Origin of the sequence: Streptomyces sp. NPDC001714, assembly GCF_042892755.1 — a bacterium.
GTDB lineage: Bacteria > Actinomycetota > Actinomycetes > Streptomycetales > Streptomycetaceae > Streptomyces.
Map to the genome: position 1 here is coordinate 214,864 of NZ_JBIAUL010000005.1, position 17,076 is coordinate 231,939.

At 67.4% G+C, this 17,076-nt stretch carries 7 protein-coding genes; 3 read left to right on the forward strand and 4 right to left on the reverse strand.

Annotation, left to right across the window (positions count from 1 at the left end; translation table 11 throughout):
- Positions 1 to 24 precede the first annotated feature (24 nt).
- The 4 genes from drmB to ACFY0P_RS15265 are packed head-to-tail and all read right to left on the reverse strand — an operon-like array spanning position 25 to position 11,802.
- Entirely contained in the window at positions 25 to 1,890 is a 1,866-nt protein-coding gene (drmB, locus tag ACFY0P_RS15250; RefSeq protein ID WP_388911962.1) for a DrmB family protein, read from the reverse strand.
- Entirely contained in the window at positions 1,887 to 5,144 is a 3,258-nt protein-coding gene (locus ACFY0P_RS15255; RefSeq protein WP_388911965.1) for a helicase-related protein, read from the reverse strand. Before ACFY0P_RS15255 ends, drmB begins: the two co-directional genes overlap by 4 nt.
- A complete protein-coding gene (locus ACFY0P_RS15260; protein WP_388911968.1) occupies positions 5,141 to 7,045 on the reverse strand; it encodes a UvrD-helicase domain-containing protein in 1,905 nt (634 codons plus the stop codon). The genes ACFY0P_RS15255 and ACFY0P_RS15260 overlap by 4 nt, the downstream gene beginning before the upstream one ends.
- Positions 7,042 to 11,802 (reverse strand): DEAD/DEAH box helicase, encoded by a 4,761-nt coding sequence (locus tag ACFY0P_RS15265; RefSeq protein WP_388911971.1) that lies wholly within the window; start codon positions 11,800 to 11,802, stop codon positions 7,042 to 7,044. The genes ACFY0P_RS15260 and ACFY0P_RS15265 overlap by 4 nt, the downstream gene beginning before the upstream one ends.
- Before the next feature lie 1,230 nt (positions 11,803 to 13,032).
- On the opposite strand from ACFY0P_RS15265, the gene ACFY0P_RS15270 reads away from it, so the two are divergent.
- From ACFY0P_RS15270 to ACFY0P_RS15280, 3 genes are read left to right on the forward strand one after another with little or no spacing between them, the layout of a single operon-like run.
- Positions 13,033 to 15,186 carry a helix-turn-helix transcriptional regulator gene (locus ACFY0P_RS15270; protein ID WP_388911974.1) on the forward strand — a complete coding sequence of 718 codons (2,154 nt, stop codon included), beginning with the start codon at positions 13,033 to 13,035 and terminating at the stop codon, positions 15,184 to 15,186.
- A 3-nt stretch (positions 15,187 to 15,189) separates the two neighbouring features.
- Positions 15,190 to 16,185 carry a hypothetical protein gene (locus ACFY0P_RS15275; protein WP_388911977.1) on the forward strand — a complete coding sequence of 332 codons (996 nt, stop codon included), beginning with the start codon at positions 15,190 to 15,192 and terminating at the stop codon, positions 16,183 to 16,185.
- A complete protein-coding gene (locus ACFY0P_RS15280) occupies positions 16,182 to 17,060 on the forward strand; it encodes a DUF6339 family protein (protein WP_388911980.1) in 879 nt (292 codons plus the stop codon). The genes ACFY0P_RS15275 and ACFY0P_RS15280 overlap by 4 nt, the downstream gene beginning before the upstream one ends.
- Positions 17,061 to 17,076 lie beyond the last annotated feature (16 nt).

The following is a 17,076-nucleotide window of genomic DNA, read 5'->3' on the forward strand; positions in this document are numbered from 1 at the left end:
GCCTTCACCAACGGGGTGCGGAAGTCAGGGATTCAGGATGTCGGCGAAGAAGCCCACCGCGGGATCCTCAGGGGTACCGACGAGCAGCGCGCGGTCCAGGAGGACGTTGTTGTGCTCGCAGCTTGTCTCCGGAAGCATCACGCAGGCGTGGCAGGCCGCCAGGTTGATGCCGCCGGCGCCGGACGCCTCGGTCTCCATGCAGAGCGGGTCCGAGGAACACCACTCCGCACGGCGGACTGCAGAACGGACCGTTCGAGCGAGAACCTCTGGTTCGCCTTGAGCGACCAGACCACCCAGACTGCCGGCCGAGTCGCTCGTCGCCGTGTAGACGAGCACCCCGGCCATGTCGTCGGCGGCGTATAGGCGCTCGCGCAGGGCCGCGGCCGGGTAGCCGGCCTCCAGGCTCCACTCGTTGATGAGGACGTGGGCCAGCGTGTGCAGCAGCACCATGCGAGGGGTGGCGGGGGAGGGGACGACCCGGCTCGGGTCGTCGGCCCGCTCCTCCAGCAGTCGCTGATGGGCGGTATGCATCCGCTCGACCCGGGCTGCCACCGCCCTGGTCTTCTCCCAGGCGCCGAGACGGTCTTCGGCCAGGCGGAGGAATACACCTTCGCCTTGCACTTCCATGGCCGGGAGCCAGCGCATGGGTTGTTCGGAGAGCGACATCTCCTTGGCGTCGGTCGTCGACTCGGCGTCGACGAGCCTGGTGAACGCCTTCAGGGCGCGCACCTCACGAAGCTTCTTGACCAGCATCGGTCCGGTGACACCGAGCGGATCGAGCACGCTCTGGTCACCCAGCGGCGTCTCGCAGACAAATTGCTCGTCGCGGGACTGCTCGCTCTCGTCGTTGCCCGAGCGGAGACGCTCATACTCCATGTTCCGCAGGGCACGGTAGCGGTGGTCGAAGGTAGGGGCGGACTCGCTGTCGGGGTCCTCTTCGCGTTCGGCGGCGAGCAGGGCCATCACCTCGTCCAAGGAGATGGGCCACTCATCGTCGAAAAGAGCGTCCAGGTAGATTGCGACGCCCGCGCGGTCGTCATACTTCCTGAGCTTTACCCAGTGGCCGGCGAGAGGATCCTCGCGACGGTTGCTCCACGGCGGGATGGAGAGCGCCGACTTCAACACCGGCTGCCACACCGCAGACGAACCGCGCTGCAACGTGCGCAGGGAGAGTCCGCACTCCTGGGCGGGAGCGGACGAGCCGAGCCACGGGCGGGTGCCTCGGCACTTGAGGCCCAAATCCTTGAGCGCCTGTCTGCGGAAGGATCCCTCCATCGAGACCTCGGGAGCCTGCCCGCAGGTGCAGGAGACGAGGATGGAGCGGAGCGAGGAAGTGCGCCCGGTCGTGCGCATCTTGAGCTTCCCCCCGCACTGTCCCACCGTCGTGGCACCACGGACCGTGGAGCGGTGCACCCACTGCCAGTACGGGAACTCACCGAGGTGTCCGGCCTCGCAGGCGACGACGAAGCGGGAGGGGACCAGGTCGACCTCGCATGTGCCGCAGACGCTTCGCCCGGCGGGCGGGTTGAAGTCGCGGTGCCGTTGCAGGTCATTGCACTCGGGGCAGGAGTGCATCAGGGGGAATCGTCGAACCCGGAGACCGTCCCGGCTGGTGTCGTCGGAAGCGGGCGGCAGCCTGAAGTAGTCGACGTCGAGCAGTCGGGCCAGGCGCCGTTCGTAGATCCGCGGGGACTCGTCACGGCTCCAGCTCTGCTCGGCCTCGTCGAGCCCCGAGACGATGAAGGACTCGTGGTCGACCGCGATGAGCGACCCGATGCCGTACGTGGTGATCGCCTGGGCGCGACGGACCGCACCACGCCGCGGAAAGTTGTGGGCGGGTGCGGTGCCGCTCGCGCCGGTCCGGCGACGGCGGGCAGGGGGCGGGGTCATCGGCTTCCCTCCATGAACAGGGCGGTCTCGGCGTCGACGTCGCGCAGGCTCCACAACGTGGGATATGCCTCGGCGTCCTGGGACTCGTCGTCGTACGCCTTCAGGAGCGAAGGGGTACGGTTGCCTCTCTGCGGCTCGAACAGCAGACCGTTGTGGATGTCAGCCTCGTCGCACCACCAATCGACGAACTCGTCGAAGGCCCGGGACACGGCGTCGGTCTCCTCCCGGGTGACCGCGTCCACGCGCTCCAGGAGGATCGACTTGATGCGTTCCCGGAGCACGTCTTCATAGGACTCGACCCGGCCGGCGCCCTCGTTGGGCCGAGCGGCGGGGATGATGACGCGGGCGAGGGCGACGATCACCGCGTGCAGGCCCCGGCCGCGGGCACTGGCGGAGAACGGTGTGACGGAGGTGGACTCGACCTCGCGGTACAGGGCCGAGTGGAAGTGTTGGAAGCTCTCGTAGTGGGAGCGGTCCCGGGACCGGGTCGCGTTGAGCATGACCGCGACCAGGCCGGGGTGCGCGCGGCCGACCCGGCTGGTGGCCTGGATGTACTCGGCGGTCGTCTGCGGCTGGCCCATCACGGCCATGAGGCCGAGGCGGTCCACGTCCACGCCGACCGCGATCATGTTGGTGGCCAGCAGGACGTCCACGGTGTCGCCGTCGGGCAGCCGCTTCTCGATGCCCTTGAGGCGGGTGGGGATCTCGCTGGCGTCGATACGGCTCGTCAGCTCGGAGTAGTTGGCGACGGAGCGGACCTCCACTCCCTCGCGCTCGGCCAGCAGCTCCAGATAGGCCATCACGTCGTCATGGACCTGAAGTTCGGCCGCCGACAGCACCCGGAGGCTATTGAAGTAGCCGACGAGACTCCAGTACGCGTCGCGCACCTCGTCCTCGGTCCTCGCCTGCTTGGCCCGGTGCAGCAGGGTGGCATACGTGCGGATCAGGAGAGTGGACTGGCTGGTGCCGGGGGCCAGGAGGCCGACGTATCGGCGGCTCGCCTTCTCCTCGCGCGGTGTCTCCACGGCGAACCACGAGTCACGGGCGTCCAGACCGGCGGGCGGGAACTGCCGTACATCGCGGGCGAAGAGGTGGCGTCCCTGGTCTGCGGCGCGTCGGATGGTCGCTGTGGAGGCAATCACCTTGGGCCGGTCGGCGAGCGCGTCCACCGCGGTTTCGTAGAGGCCGGTGAGAGTTCCCAACGGGCCGGAGATCAGATGGAGTTCGTCCTGGACGATCAGTTCCGGGGGAGGGGTGCCGCCGTCCGGGTCGTCGTCGCGGTTGAAGAGCGCGGAAGTCGCCGGACGCCACGGCATCGACGCGAACTTGTCGACAGTGGCAATGACCAGGGTCGGTCGCGCGTCGTACACCGCCTCGTCGATCAGATGGACGGGCAGGCCGTCGGCGAAGTCGCAGCCCGCGCCGGGGCAGCGGACGCGCATCCGTTTGGCATCCTCGTCGACTTCGTAGTTCCGTGCGTCGAGGCGGGTCCCGCACCAGGGGCAGGCGTGCAGTTGGACGGGGTTCTCGGTGGCGAGGCGCTTGTCGAGATTCCTTCGCAGCTCGTCGAGTTTCTGGCCCGCCACGGCCAGCGTGTTGGGGGTAGCCGAACGCCCCACCCACATGCCGACGGAGAACTCCTCATGGCCCAACTCGGGCGTACCGCGCCGCATGTGCTCCATGGCACAGAGCAGGATCGCCGCGCGTTCGAACTGCTGGAGGGTGAGCAGCCGTAGCGTGTAGCGCATGAGAACGGTGACACCGCCGCCGTCCGCGCCCTTGCGGATACGACGCAGGAACGATGTGAGGGCGATCAGCCCGAGGTAGGCCTCCGTCTTGCCACCACCGGTGGGGAACCACAACAGGTCGGAGATCTGCCGATCGCTGTGCCCGCGGTCGTCGATGCTGGCCAGGCAGAGCAGCACGAACGCGATCTGGAAGGGGCGCCAGCGACCGGCGGCCGGGTCGGGGGCACCGACGCGTCCGCCCTTCACCCAGGCACTGCGGGCACGCTGGTCTGCCATGGCGTGATTGGCGAGTCGGAAAGCCCTCATCAGATCGGGCTTGGTCCGCAGCAGCTCGATGCCCTCACGGATTCGGTCGAGCGCCTCGCGGCAGGCCCTCACCTGCTCCCGCGCGGGCTTCTCGTGGGGGGTGCCTGTCAGAGCATCCGCCTCGGCCGACTTGCGGTCGATCCAGTGTTCGTACCCCGTGGCGAGCCCTTCCAGGGCGGTCAGGACCTCGGCGTCGGACTGCTCGGCCAGCCCCAGCATGGACAGCGCGGAACTGTCGATCTCCGGGTTGGAGTCGGTGAGCAGCACCTCCACGGAGGGCACGAACTGGCTCCGCACCTCGGGGACGGCGGGAATTTCGGCTTCGGTCATACCGATCGGCTGCGGAGTCCAGTCCCACTCGGCGGCGCAGCCGTGGCCGACCGCGAAGGTCGGGGCGTGGCGGTGCAGCAAGCGACTCGTGGCGATCTCCGGGTCGTAGTCGGCGGCCGGGGCGGGGCGCTCGACGAACGCGGTGGAGCCATTGGCGGCCCGGACCGTCAGACCGCACTGGAACAGGGAGAAGGCGTCCTGGAGATCCCACTCCCCGACCTTCTGGGTGTTGATCAACGTGACCGTGATCGTGACCGTGCCGTTGGCCTTGTCGAGACGTCGGACGTTGACGTGCAGCGCGGCTTCCGGGGCGAGTGTGACCCTCATCTTCGGATCCGGCCGGGTCACGTCGATCGTCTGGGCAGGGAAGGCGAGTTCCTTGCGCCGCCACCGCTCCCGCTGCTCAGCGGTGGTACGGGCCTCGGCCCGGCGGGCCGGGACGCGCCGGCCGTCGGCGTCGGTGGGTTCGTAGACGGCCGCGCGGGCCGAGACCACGATCGAACCGCTTATGGCCAGGCGGACCGCGAAGGTGAGGCCCATCGAGGAGGGACGCCTGTCCCCCGACGCGCCGACCTCTTGCGCGGTGCCGGACTCCTCGACGTCGTCGCGGGCGAGCAGTGGTACGGCGTCCAGTCCTTGCTGTTCGCCGGCGTCGTCGTCCTGCCGCTCCTTCGTGGCCCTGTCCGCGGCACGCGGATATAGCACGCCGGTCAGGTAGCGGTCGATCGGCGCGTCCTGAGTGAGTACCTCGCTCCGATCGTCCGGCTCGGCATCCGTGGCGGGGCCGAGGAGTTCACGGCGGAGCCCCACCAGGAGTTCCTCGTCCCGGACCCGGTAGTGCTCGGAGTGGGGGCCTGCCACCTGCGTCATGCGCGCTGCTCCTCGTAGTTGTCGGCTCTCCGGTACCGGCCGATGCCGGTGATCCGCGGGGCGATCCAGACGCCTCGCTCGCCGAGTCCGGCGTTCGCGCCGGCGGCGATGCTGCCCGTCACGGTCTCCACGGTGTCGATCCGCAGGTCATGGATCTCGTCGGGCCACCAAGGGTCCCAGGTACGGTTCACCTTCTGCACATGGAACAGGTCCTCGCGGAATCGACGCGAGGCCTCGCCGATCTCCTTTCCGTCGTGCACCAGAGCGTACGGCGGGCTCTGCGTCTCGCCCATCGGCAGGTCGTGGAGCCTGCGCAGCAGCACCTCCTGGCCGGGGCGCACCTGTTCCAGGAGATACGCCTGGGTGGCGACCGCATCGGTCTGATGACCGGGCGGGTTGTCCCGGCACACGTCGCCCGACTCGGCGACGATCCCGTACCTGTCGTACGAACGCCACGATCCGAGGTAGCGGCGGCCGCCCTGCCGGCCACCCGCCCTCCTGAAGAGCGGTAGTTCGGGAGAAGCCACGTGGTACAGGTCCTGGCGTGCGCGTGTCATGGCGACATACAGGGCGCGGGCTTCGGCGGGGAGGTCCAACTCGTCCTGGTAGCGCTTGTGGAGCTCGGCGAGGGTCGGTGGTGTCAGAACGATCACCCGGTCGAACTCCAGGCCCTTGGCCCGATGCACCGTCGAGACGATGATGCGGGCGTTCTCCGGGTCTGCCGCTTCGTCCGGGAACCTTCCGTCGGCGACCGCGCGGCGCAGCCGGTCCAGATCGAGCACCCCGCGCCCCGCTCCGCGCGCGACCCTACGCAGCACCGTCCACAGGGCGGCGGCGTCAGGTTCGTAGGGAAGAGGAATCCCCGAGAGGAGCGTACGGAACCGGTCCTCGGTGAGCCCGGTCGCCTCCGTGCGACGCAGCAGCTCGGCCACCCAGTACGGCACCGGACGCTCCTCCAGCGGGCGGCGCAGCCGATGGTCGATGCCGTGCGCGTGCATCAGGCCGGAGACCACGAGGGCCTCCTGGTTGTCACGAGTGAGGACGGCGCAGGTGTCGGAGAGGTCCCGCAGGCCGTCCAGGGTGAACTCGTCGTCGAGGTCGCCCATGCCGTTGGCCGGATCCAGGAGGAGATCGCGCAGTTCGTCGTAGAGCCCTCCGGCCTCGTCCGGGTCGGTGACCTGCTGGAGAAGGGGGCCGTGCGCCAGAGCGATCCGGGCCTCGGCCGTGGTGGCCCGGAAGTTCCTCGTGAGACGCAGCTCCACCAGGTCGTCAGGGTAGGAACAGCGCAGCCAGTCGAAGAACCGACCGGTTTCGTCGGCGCGTTCGCCCAGGTCCTCGATCTGGAAGCCGTACACGGACTGGGCGGCGTCTCCGACGACGGTGAACCCGCAGCTGTCCTGGTACCGGTCGAGAAGCGTCTCCACCAGCTCACGGCGCCCGCCCAGCAGGTCCTGCACCTCGTCGATCACGACATGGGCCGGCGGCACCGCATCGCCCACCTCCAGCGCGCCCTTCTCGATCGCGCGGGACGCGGCAGCGATCCGCTCGTCGAAGCCGACCGCACCCCACTCGCCGTCCGGTTGTGCCTGAAGGAGCACCTCATAGGCCCACGCGTCGAAGGTCCGGGCTCGTACCCGGTGGGCTCGCTCCCCGTGCCGAGAGATCCGTTCACGCAGTTCCCGGGCCGCCGCTCGGGAGAAGGTGAGCACCAGGATCTCGGCCGCCTCCAGCGCCTGTTCGGGGTCCTCGTGGCCGCACAGTGCGTCGAGCCGGCGCACCAGGGTGTGCGTCTTGCCCGCTCCGGCGCCCGCGGTGACCAGGACGCGCGCGTCCCAAGGCTGCTCGACTACGGCCAGTTGCTCGGCGGTGAGCGGAGGGCTGTCCTGGTAGGCGTCGGTCACTTCCGGCTCCAGAGGTGCTCGAACTGGGTGAAGGCGAGGTGTGTGTCGAAGTTGGCGATGTTGTCGCTGACGTTGAGGATCAGACAGCTTTCCTTGCCGCCGTTCAGCGGTCCGCGCAGTCCGCGACCGATCATCTGCTGGTACACGTTGGTGCTGTAGACCGGCCGGGCTACGACCACGACACGAGTGGCAGGTGCGTCGAATCCCTGGGTGAGCACACCGTAGTTGGTGAGGACTCGGATGCGTCCGTTTCGGAAGTTCTCGATGCGGTTGCGGCGGTCTTGCGTGCTGGTCGTCGAGTCCACGGCGGCGGACGGGACACCGCGGTCGTTCAGCATGGCGGCCAGGTACTTGGCGTGGTCGACTGAGGTGGCGAAGAGCAAAGTCGGCCAGTCATTGGGCAGTTCGGTCACGGAGTCGACGATGCGCCGACTGCGTGCGTGGTCGTCGGCGAGCCGCTGTTCGGCGGAACGGGAGAGGACCGCCATGCGATCGGCGTGTGTTTTCTCGTCCCTGGTGAGTTCGATGCGGCCGCCCTCAAGGGTGCGGTGCTCGACCTGGGCGAGCATGCCCCAGTCCTGGAGATCGTGATACGGGTCTCCCGACGGGAAGACTCCTTGGTCGAGTCGCCGGTTGCCGAAGCGGCTGACCAGGCGGCGGGTCTCCTCCTCGTTGGCGTTCCGGAACGGGGTGGCGGTCAGACCGAGCAGATGCCGGCCAGTCTCGTACTGGGTGAGTCCCAGCTGGCTCAGGATCTCGGTGTACCGCTTGGAGATGGCGGTGTGCGCCTCGTCCACGATCACCAATGCGGCTTGGCGCAACCAGGCGTACTGGTCGGCGGCCAGGCACCGTTCCAGCTTGGCATCGGTGGCGACGACAAGGTGCGGGTGATCGACTACGTTCCCGACCTCGCTGGTGCTCCACAGCCGGCTGATGGTGAGCGGGCGTTCGGCGCCCACCTTGCTCCAGACGAACTTCCAGCTCTGGACGGCCTGTTCGCACAGCTCCTCGGTCTGTGCGATCCACAGCAGTGGACCCTTGAGGTCTCCGACCCGCTTCACCCAACGGATCACAGCCTCGGCGGTGACCCGGGTCTTGCCGGCGCCGGTCGGCAGGGACAGCATGCCGCGTTGCGGAGCCAGCCGGTCGAGCATCGTGGAGATGTTCCGGACCAGGTCCTCCTGGTAGTCGTGGAGGTGGGGGAAGTTTCGAGGGCCGTCGACGGTCTCGAACGGAGGCAGGGACGGGGCCCTCGAACCGGCGAACGAGATGGGCAGCCTCATCTCCGACACGAAGGCAATGGCTGCTGACGAGCCCCCGTACGCGACCGGCGCATTGGGAAAGCGCGCCTGGATGTCCCGGGCGTGCTGCTGGAGCACTCCGTCCCCGTGTGCATTGAACGCCATCTGCGCGATTCGGCGCCCGGACGGCTCCACGCCGTCGGTCGCCTGCATCTCGGCCTCCATCAATCCCTCGGGGAGACCGGCCTGGAGCGCGTCGGCACCGATCAGCAGCTCGATCTTGGTCACCACGTCCGCGGCCTCGCGCACCGCCTTCTGCGCCGCCTTCAGCTCGCTGTCACGAGCCATCCGGTCCTGGTGTTCCAGGACCGCGCGGCAACCGGCGGCGCCGAGACCGAGACCGAGTTCGCGGTCGATGAGACGCAGCATCGGCTCGGGCTCCAGCGGCATGCGGACCTTGACGGTGCCGTCCTGGCGCACGGCGTCCAGAGGAGAGGCATGCGTGCCGTTGGGCGTGCGGATGACCTCCTCCAGCTCGCTGCACCTTTGGACCATGCTGTTCCGTTGCCCGCTGCTCAGGCGCTGCCGCAGGGCAGGGAACAGCTCGACGAGCGGAACGGGGTCACCCTCCGGTTCCTCACGGGTCTCTCGGCTGATCACGTCGGCATAGCGGAGCATCCCCCACTTCTCGATCATCAGCTCGGCATCCTCGGCGGTCGGTACGAGGAGTGCAGGGAGCTGTTCGGTACGGAGCGCCCGGTACTGAGCGGCTCCGACGGCGATCGTGATCTCGTCGTCGGGGCGGGTGCCCCAGACGTCGCCGATCCGGCAACGGGTCAGGGAGTCCTCGGGGAAGTCCGCGCCGAACCGGGTCAGCATCACGTAGGTGGCGCCGACGAAGGAGTCGTCCTCACTGCGGGTGACCTCGTCGAGGAGTGTGTCCCAGCGGTCGGTGGGGACCTCGTCGACGGTGGTGGGGAGCCGCAGCCTACGAGCCTTCTCCGGGGAGATGTCGGCGACCGGCAGCACGTCCCGGTAGTCGGCGAGCTGGGGGCCGACGGCCTCCTTCAGCGGCTTGATCCCTTGGGAGGTGGCGACCGTGCCGTGCTTCCACAACATCCACCGGATCGGCGAGGCTACCGCCTGGCGGGTGCTGCTCTGCGCGCCGATCTGACGGATCCAGTTGTCCACCACTGCGTCGTCGGGCAACACCTTCAAGAAGGCCGCGCGGGACTCTTCGGAGAGGGCGCGGAAGAGGTGGAGCGGACCACCGATCGCCGCGCCCTCGACCTTCATCCGACTCAGTGTCGGGCGGGGGGCGCGACTGTCCAACCCACGCAGGTAGGCGGCGTGGACGGCTTCGCGGTACTCCTCGAACCACTCTTCGCCCGCCTGGGGCTGTATCCCACCGGACGGTCGCTCCCGCAGACCGACCTGGGGGAAGAACGGGGTGTCGTCGGAGTGGAACTTCATGTCGACGGCGACGCTCGGGTCACGCTTCGCATCGACGACGTCACCCGGCAGCATGCAGTTCTCGACCGGCCGGAATCGCCCATCGGAGGTCCGCACCCGGAGCGTCGAGCGCGGAGCGGGCACCCGCTCCAGGACCTTGTGGGCCAGCCGACGGACCCCCGCCTGACGGAACAACTCCCAGAAGCGCTCCCAGTCCGAGTCGTTGTAGTGATCGAAGCCCTGGTCGAGGACGCTGACGAACCTGCCCTCGACATCGGCCTCCCGAATGCCCAGGGTGTTGAGGGCATGAGCGAGTGACGGATCCTGGGCAAGCTCGTCGACCACATACACCAGGGCCTCACGCAGCCCACCCTGGTCGGCCCGGCGGAACACCCTGCCGGGCACGGGGGCGACGAGACCGTGCTCCTCGGTGAGCACGATGTGGGCCTTGCGGGCTTCCTCGGCGTAAGGGGACCGAGCCTCGATCATGTTCGCCAGGATTCGCACGGCCACCGCCGATGCCTCGGGGGTCTTGCTTTCGACCAAGGCCTCCAACCACTCGCGGACGTCGGTCCTCTCGTGCCCGGCCGCGCCGATGATGTGCTCGACCTTTCCGGAGCGTAGTGCGTCCGCCTCGACGCTTGGGTGTAGCCAGTTCGAGGGGCGCCCGGGGCATTGGTTCCACATCCGCAGCCAACTGGACAGCTTCTTCAGGTCCCTGTCGAGCCGCGGGTGGATCCGCAGTTCCGCGGGGACGCGCAGGACGCCGTCCTGGTCGGGCAGGGACGGCCGGTCTGCGGTGCGGGCCCAGATCTCCCGGGTCAGGAACTCGTCGGCCCAGCTGATCGATTCCTTGACACGGCCGGGCAGCAGGGGGAGGTAGGCGGCGGGGTCCTCGGTGGGTGCCAGGGCGGGAAGGGAGTCGACGACCAGCTGCGCCGCCACCCGGATCATCTCCTGGTTGAAGGGGGAGGAGTCGAGGAGGTTCTGCCTGTCCTCGTTGGTCTTCCAGGCTCCGTTGAGGATGCCGCTCAACGACATCTCGTACTTGGTCGGGAAGAAAGACCAGAACGTACCGCGGCCACGGGTCCGCGAATTGACGTACAAGCCACTTTCCGGATCCTTCTCCAAGGCCGGAACACCCCATGAAAGGTCGAGTGAGAGCCGGCCGTGGAGTTCGCCGGCGTCCTCCCGGGCCGCCGGACCGGGAGTATGGGTGGTGGTGAAGACCCGCCAGCGAATGGTGTTGGTTGCCCCGTTCCTCTCCTCGGTCACGGTGTGCAGGTCGCCGGCCTGTCGAGTGGTCAGGATCCGGCGAGCTGGCGGGAGATGACGACGGTCCTCAAGGACGACCCTCGCGACATGCGGGGAGAAGAGCTGGAAGCCCACGGGGAACTCGTCGCGCAGCTCGCCGTTTTCCCTGGCGCGACCGCCGTGCATGTCCAGCCCGAGCCGTCGGTCCGCTTTCGGCAGCAAGGGCAGGCGTACGACGGTGGTTGCCCAGGTCAGCAGCTCGTGCAGGACAGGGTCGGCGGTGCGTTCGGCCTGCATGTCGAGTGGACGGGCCATCCGCAGCACAGGGGCGTCGAATTTCTGACCGTAACGAGCGGCCACGCCGGGCACGCTTTTGATTTGCTCGAACGACCAGGCGCGGTCGAACCCGAAACTTCCGGTGCTGCTGAAGAACTCCGGAGCGTCGGTCACCACGAGGACCGACTTAACGCCTACTCCGAATCTTCCGATCTGCCCTCCACGCTTCTTCGACATACTCATTCGAAGAATGGTTTCCGCGCCCTCAGGGGTGACGGGATTTCCTTCGTTTGCGCAGTAAAGATATGTTGCTGTGAGGACGACTTGGATTCGCCCTCCGGGCTCATACGCGATTTCGTCGGCGGCATTCTGGACAAGTTCAAAAAGCTGGCGATCGCCATATCCGCCCTGAGTGATGCGGCGCTCTCCATTTGCATGTTCGGCTACGAGTCCGGGATCTACGGCGTAAGTTTGCAGGACACGGGAAGATTGCTCGATGACGGTTTGAATGACCGGAGGGAAAGAAGATGGCATGTCCAGCACTCCTGAGGTGTCAAGCGGAGGACGAAGATGCGCGTGACGGGCCGGCTGTCGATGTCGTAACAGCCGGCCCGTGCACGTGCGAATGGTGCCCCAAAGGGCCTGGCGAAGGTGGCGTGCGAATCTATTTCTGCTGGTGAGGGTGCACAACCCAGGTTTGGGTCCGAGGGGCTCCAAGGCCCCGCGGGTGACGTAGCAGGGTGGTCAGACTGAGGGCATGGTGTCGTCAGGGGGTTCCTGAAGGTATTGGGCCATACAAGGAAATCTCCTGACAAAATCATCCGCGCACGGGTGACCCTTGAGAATGTCCGCCGCAGCCTTCATCTCCAACTCCCCGATTGCAATGTCAAGTTCGAAACAATGCCGCCCCCGGTCCGAATCCAAGTCATAGTCGTAGTAGTCATCCATTGAAAAATACCCCTGTCGGTTTCGTGGTCGCAGGGGTGCAGTGAAGCCCAAATGCCCCCCGTGGAAAATTAGGCGTGCAAAGTGTTCTTGCCGGAATGAGCGTAGCAGCTTGCAAGCCCGTGTGACCAGTTCCTCAATTTGGTTGAGTAAAGGCCGGTTCGGGGCTAAGGTAGACCTGTGGCTTTTGACCCTCGGTCGGTTTTAGACAAGGGGGTGTCCCTGCCGCCCGATCTCCTCGGAATTCGCATCCAGGTTCACCAGCGGGGCGAATTTTTCGCCGTTACTCAGATTATCTGATGCCGATCTCTGAGTCAACCAACTGACCCTGGGGGCGGGAGAGTTGGTCCGTTAAGGTATCCGTACAGGTCAGTGGCGGGTGTGAGCGGTAGAGGTCGTGATGGCCGAGCGGGCCTGGGGCAGCGACCGTCTGGCGTCGAGACGCGCGGAGGCTGGGTGCGGGGCATGCCGACGGAGAAGTTGGAGCGTCTTGCTGGACGCTTGCCCAGGCTCTGGGCCACGACGGGTGCGCCGCCGTGCCCGGAACGAACTAATGACCTGGGCGGCTGGCCCGCGAGTCTCACCACGCTAGTACTCCGGTGCGCTGGATCGAGAATGGCAGGGCGGGGGTTCACGCTCGTGAGGAGCCGCTCGGCTGATGGAAGCCGAACACGCCTGAAAAAATCTGGTCGATGTCTATGAGCTGCCGGAGGCCTGGGGTCGATCAACTGTTGGTTGACAGTGTCCAACTCGTCAAATTAGCCTCCTGGTCTACGACATGCGAGCTGTACGCAGCTCCAGGGGAAGAGCAGGTGGCACGTGGATACAGGCGAGGAGTTCGGGCCCTGGTTGGCCCGACAGCTCAAGCTCGCGGGGAAGACTCAGGCCGAACTGGCCGACGAGCTCCAGCTGACTCGGGCCGCCGTGTCCGCCTGGATCACGGGCCGGTCGACGCCTCGCCCCACCGTGATGACGGACATCGCAAAGGCGCTCGGGACGGACGTGGGGACGGTTCACACCCGCACCACTGACACCCAGGCCGGCCTCCCGGTGACCTGGTACCACCGCCCGGGTTACCACGACGGTGGCCGTGACATGGGCAATGCCGCGGCCTTCGCCTTCGACGCCGACGTGCAGGTCCTCGCACGCGAGACCTGCCAGAACAGCTTGGACGAGCGCCTTACGGAGAACGGCCGCCCGGTCCGGGTCCGTTACACCCTGCACGAGCTCACCGGTGAGGCCCTGGATTCCTTCCGCGAGGCGATCCTCTGGAACGATCTCTTCCCGCACTACTCCGCCGTCTCGGAGGCCGCCGCCAATCAGAAGGTCGGTCGGGTCGTGGACGCCGGTGTGCGCGACATGTACGAGAAGGGCCGCTTGGTCCTGCTGCGTGTGGATGACTACAACGCTTCCGGGCTCATCGGCGACGACTACGCGGACGGCAAGTTCGCCGCCGTGGTCCGGCGCCAGCTGGAGAGCCTCAAGTCCGGTCCTGGCGCGGGTGGTTCGTACGGTCTGGGCAAAGCGACGCTATGGGCCACCAGCGCCCTCGGACTCGTACTCATCAATTCCACTCTGTCCGTGCCTCACGAGGGACGAACCGAGCGAAGGGTCATCGGCCGTCTCGAACTGCCGTGGCGGGAAGTCGACGGCGAGCCGTACGCGGGGCCGGCCTGGTTCGGGCGCCCCGATCCCGATTCGCCCGGTGCGATGGTCGCCCGTTCCTGGTGGGCGGACGAGGAGACCGTCGCTCGCCTGCATCTGACCAGGGAGAGCGACGAACCCGGTACCTCCTTCCTCATCGTCGGCGCGCACGACGTCGCCAGCCTTGAGAGCAGGTCCGACGCCGACGAGGAGTCCGGAAGTGTCGAGGACGGCGACGAGGACACGCGTGACATTCGCAAGATGCACGGCCGCCTGGTAGAGGCACTGGGACGTGACTTCTGGGCCGCGACGACCGGCGGCGGCAGCAGGCTTCCCCTCCTGGAAGTCTCCGTCCGTGCCTTCCAGAACGGCAAGGAGGTCGTGCCGGAGAAGCAGGTCGACCCGTCTGTCGAGCAGCCCGCCCGGACTCGCGCCCTCAGGGCGCACTACGAAGGCACCACAGTGGACCGCCTCACCGAGGCCGGGCAGGTAGCGGCGCGGAATGTCCCGCTGAAGCTGCCGCTCTCCGGTGGTTCCCATGGGACGCTCGGGACGCACCAGGCGGTCCTGCTGGTCACCGAGGCTGAGGGGGACAGGGACGGGGACGGGGGAAAGAACCAGGTGCACTCGCTGCGCGGCAACCGCATGACCGTCAGGAGGGCCGGCGTTCCGAGACTGCCGCTCGGGACCAACCCCTTCCAGGCCGTTCTACTAGTGGGCGAGGCCGCCGGAGAAACCGCTCCATTTGCGAAGGAGGCCGAGGAATTCCTGCGTGCGGCGGAACCGCCTGAGCATGACCGCTGGGGACAGACGGAGGAGCTGACTCTGCGCTGGTCCCCGTCCGCGTATCGGCGGATCAGCGCGCTGACGGCTGAGGTCAACAATGCCGTCAGGGAACTTGTCGCGCGTCCGAAGCGCAGCAGCACCCGCGAGGGCGGGGAGGCCGTTCGCAAGGCATTGACCGTGAGAACGAGGCCGAAGGCCAAGGCGCCCGCCGGGCCGGTGGTTCCGGTGCTGGACACACTCGACGCGACAGTCGGCGACGACGGAGAGTGGCGGATCACCGCCGAAGTGAGCATCCCGCGTGGCGACGAGATCGTCCCGATGGTGCCGGTCGCGCAACTGGATGTGCGGTCCGGAGGCCGTCCGAAGCTGGAGTGGGCGGAACTCGTGGCTGTCGAGGGTTGCGAGGTGGAGGACGGGACCCTGCGCTTCACTCCGGGCGTGCGTCGCGCGAAATTCCAAGGATTTACCGATGTGAGCAGTCACCCGGTCAGGACCACGCTCACCCGCCTCGTTCTCGAACTCCGCGCCGGAAAGGGGGAGTGAAGCGTGAAGATCTACCCGTACAAGCGGCTCAACCGGCCGGTCACTCTGAGGGTGACCTCGGTCTCCCTCAAGCTCTCGGACGGCACCCGCGACCAACTGGAGACCACCGCGTACTCGACCCAGCAGCAGTCCGTCGCGCTCGGCATCGCCGGCCACACCGACTGGGTGAGCGCCACTGTCGGCCTCTCGGCGACGCTGCCACCCGGTGCGAACGCGCCGGACGCGGCCTGGTCCGATCTGCGCGTCCTTGCCGTGCTGACCGACGGCGAGACCAACGTCCGCACCTCCGCGGATCTCACGCTTGACGCGGAGGGCGGACGGGACTGGTCGGGATCGCTGGAGGTGCTCCGGGACGACCACTTGGGTCGGGCCTCCCTCGCCGCGTACGCCGTCGGGACGGTCGACGGAGTGCGCGGACGGTCGATCGCCGAGACCGACCGGAGCTGGATCGTCGACACGGTCTCCGACGAGCCGGTCCGTGGACTCCAACTGGACGTCCAGACGGCATCTTTCAAGAGAAGCTCGCGGGAGTGGCTCCAGGCCTACGCAGACGCGCCCTGGATCGTGGACGTCTCGGCCAGAGTCCCCACGGTGTTCGTGAACACCGACGTCGAGGGTGTCATCGGGCTGCTGGACAGCAACGGCTCGGGAGTGGACAGCAAGGTACGTGACCTCCTGGTCGCCCAGATGGCCACCGACGTCTGGACCGCGGTGTTCCACGGTGCCATCGGGGATCTGGAGGTGGAACCCGGTGGGAGCCCGGTCTTCCCGACCGACTGGCAGGGCGAGGTGCTGCGGGAGATGCTCCCGGACGTCGTTCCCGGCGTCCACGTCGAGGAGGCCCTACGGCAGGTGCACCGCCGGCGTACCGGCGAATCGGGCTGGGTCGAGCTGCAGACCCGTATCCACTACGCGGCGGTCCGCCGTGCCGATGCCGCCAAGGCGCTTGGCTATGTGATCCGCAGTCTGGAACAGATGAACCGGGAGAGCGAGACGTGATCACCCAACCGAACCACGTACCGGAGCGCCTGGCGCTGCTCGCCACCTCGGCCGTCGATCCGTTCCTCACCGAAGAACTTCTCAGAGGCGAACAGGTTCACGGCGGCATCGACCTTGCCAAGGTCGTCGAGCCGCTTCCGGAGGACGACGCCAGATGGTGGGTCGAGCCGATCCGAAGTCTGGTGGAAGACACCATGTTCGAGTTCCGGGAGGACCGCACCCGAGCCGACGCATGGCTCGCTCCACGGCTCCACGCCACACTGCGCCTGACACGGCGAGAAGCGGCGGACAAGCGATTGTGGAATCACATCGCCCTCGCTGTGGCCCCTGACTACGTGGTGTGGCGCCACCTGCCGGAACCAACGGCGAACAGGCCGGAGACGCGTGTCGTTGCGGAGCGGTTTCGTGGCCCCGCGGACCGTCAGTGTTTCTCCCGCCTTTGGTGGGCGGCTGAACTGTTCCGGAACGGATCCGACTATCAGCCGGTCGAGATCGCATGCGGAAATCAGGACCTCATCCATACGGTTCTGCGGATGGATGTGATCGACCACCGTCCCACCGCCCAGGCTCTGGTCCGTCTTCTGCAGAGCGGGTCCGTCACTACCGGGCGCGAGATCAATGGTCTCGGCGTTGCGATCAGCACGGCCGGAGCGACCCTGACCTATGACGTCCTCGCACCGGACGAGCCCAGGGACCCAGCCCCTCTTCGGGACTGGATCGCGGAAGCGGAATCAGCACCACCGGTCGAGCGGTACGAACTCCCGAAGGGGCCCGACGAGGACCCTGTCCCGGAGGAGTCCGTGGCCGCGCTCAGCAGCTACTTCGCAGAGCTGTTTGAGACCGCACCGGTCAGGGGCCGGAAGACCGCGGATTGACCTGGCGCGGCGGTCG

Coding starts and splice junctions, on each gene's coding strand:
- ACFY0P_RS15255 (WP_388911965.1), bottom strand. CDS start 5,144: ATGACGCAGGTGGCAGGCCCCCACTCCGAGCACTACCGGGTCCGGGAC.
- ACFY0P_RS15265 (WP_388911971.1), bottom strand. CDS start 11,802: ATGCCATCTTCTTTCCCTCCGGTCATTCAAACCGTCATCGAGCAATCT.
- drmB (WP_388911962.1), bottom strand. CDS start 1,890: ATGACCCCGCCCCCTGCCCGCCGTCGCCGGACCGGCGCGAGCGGCACC.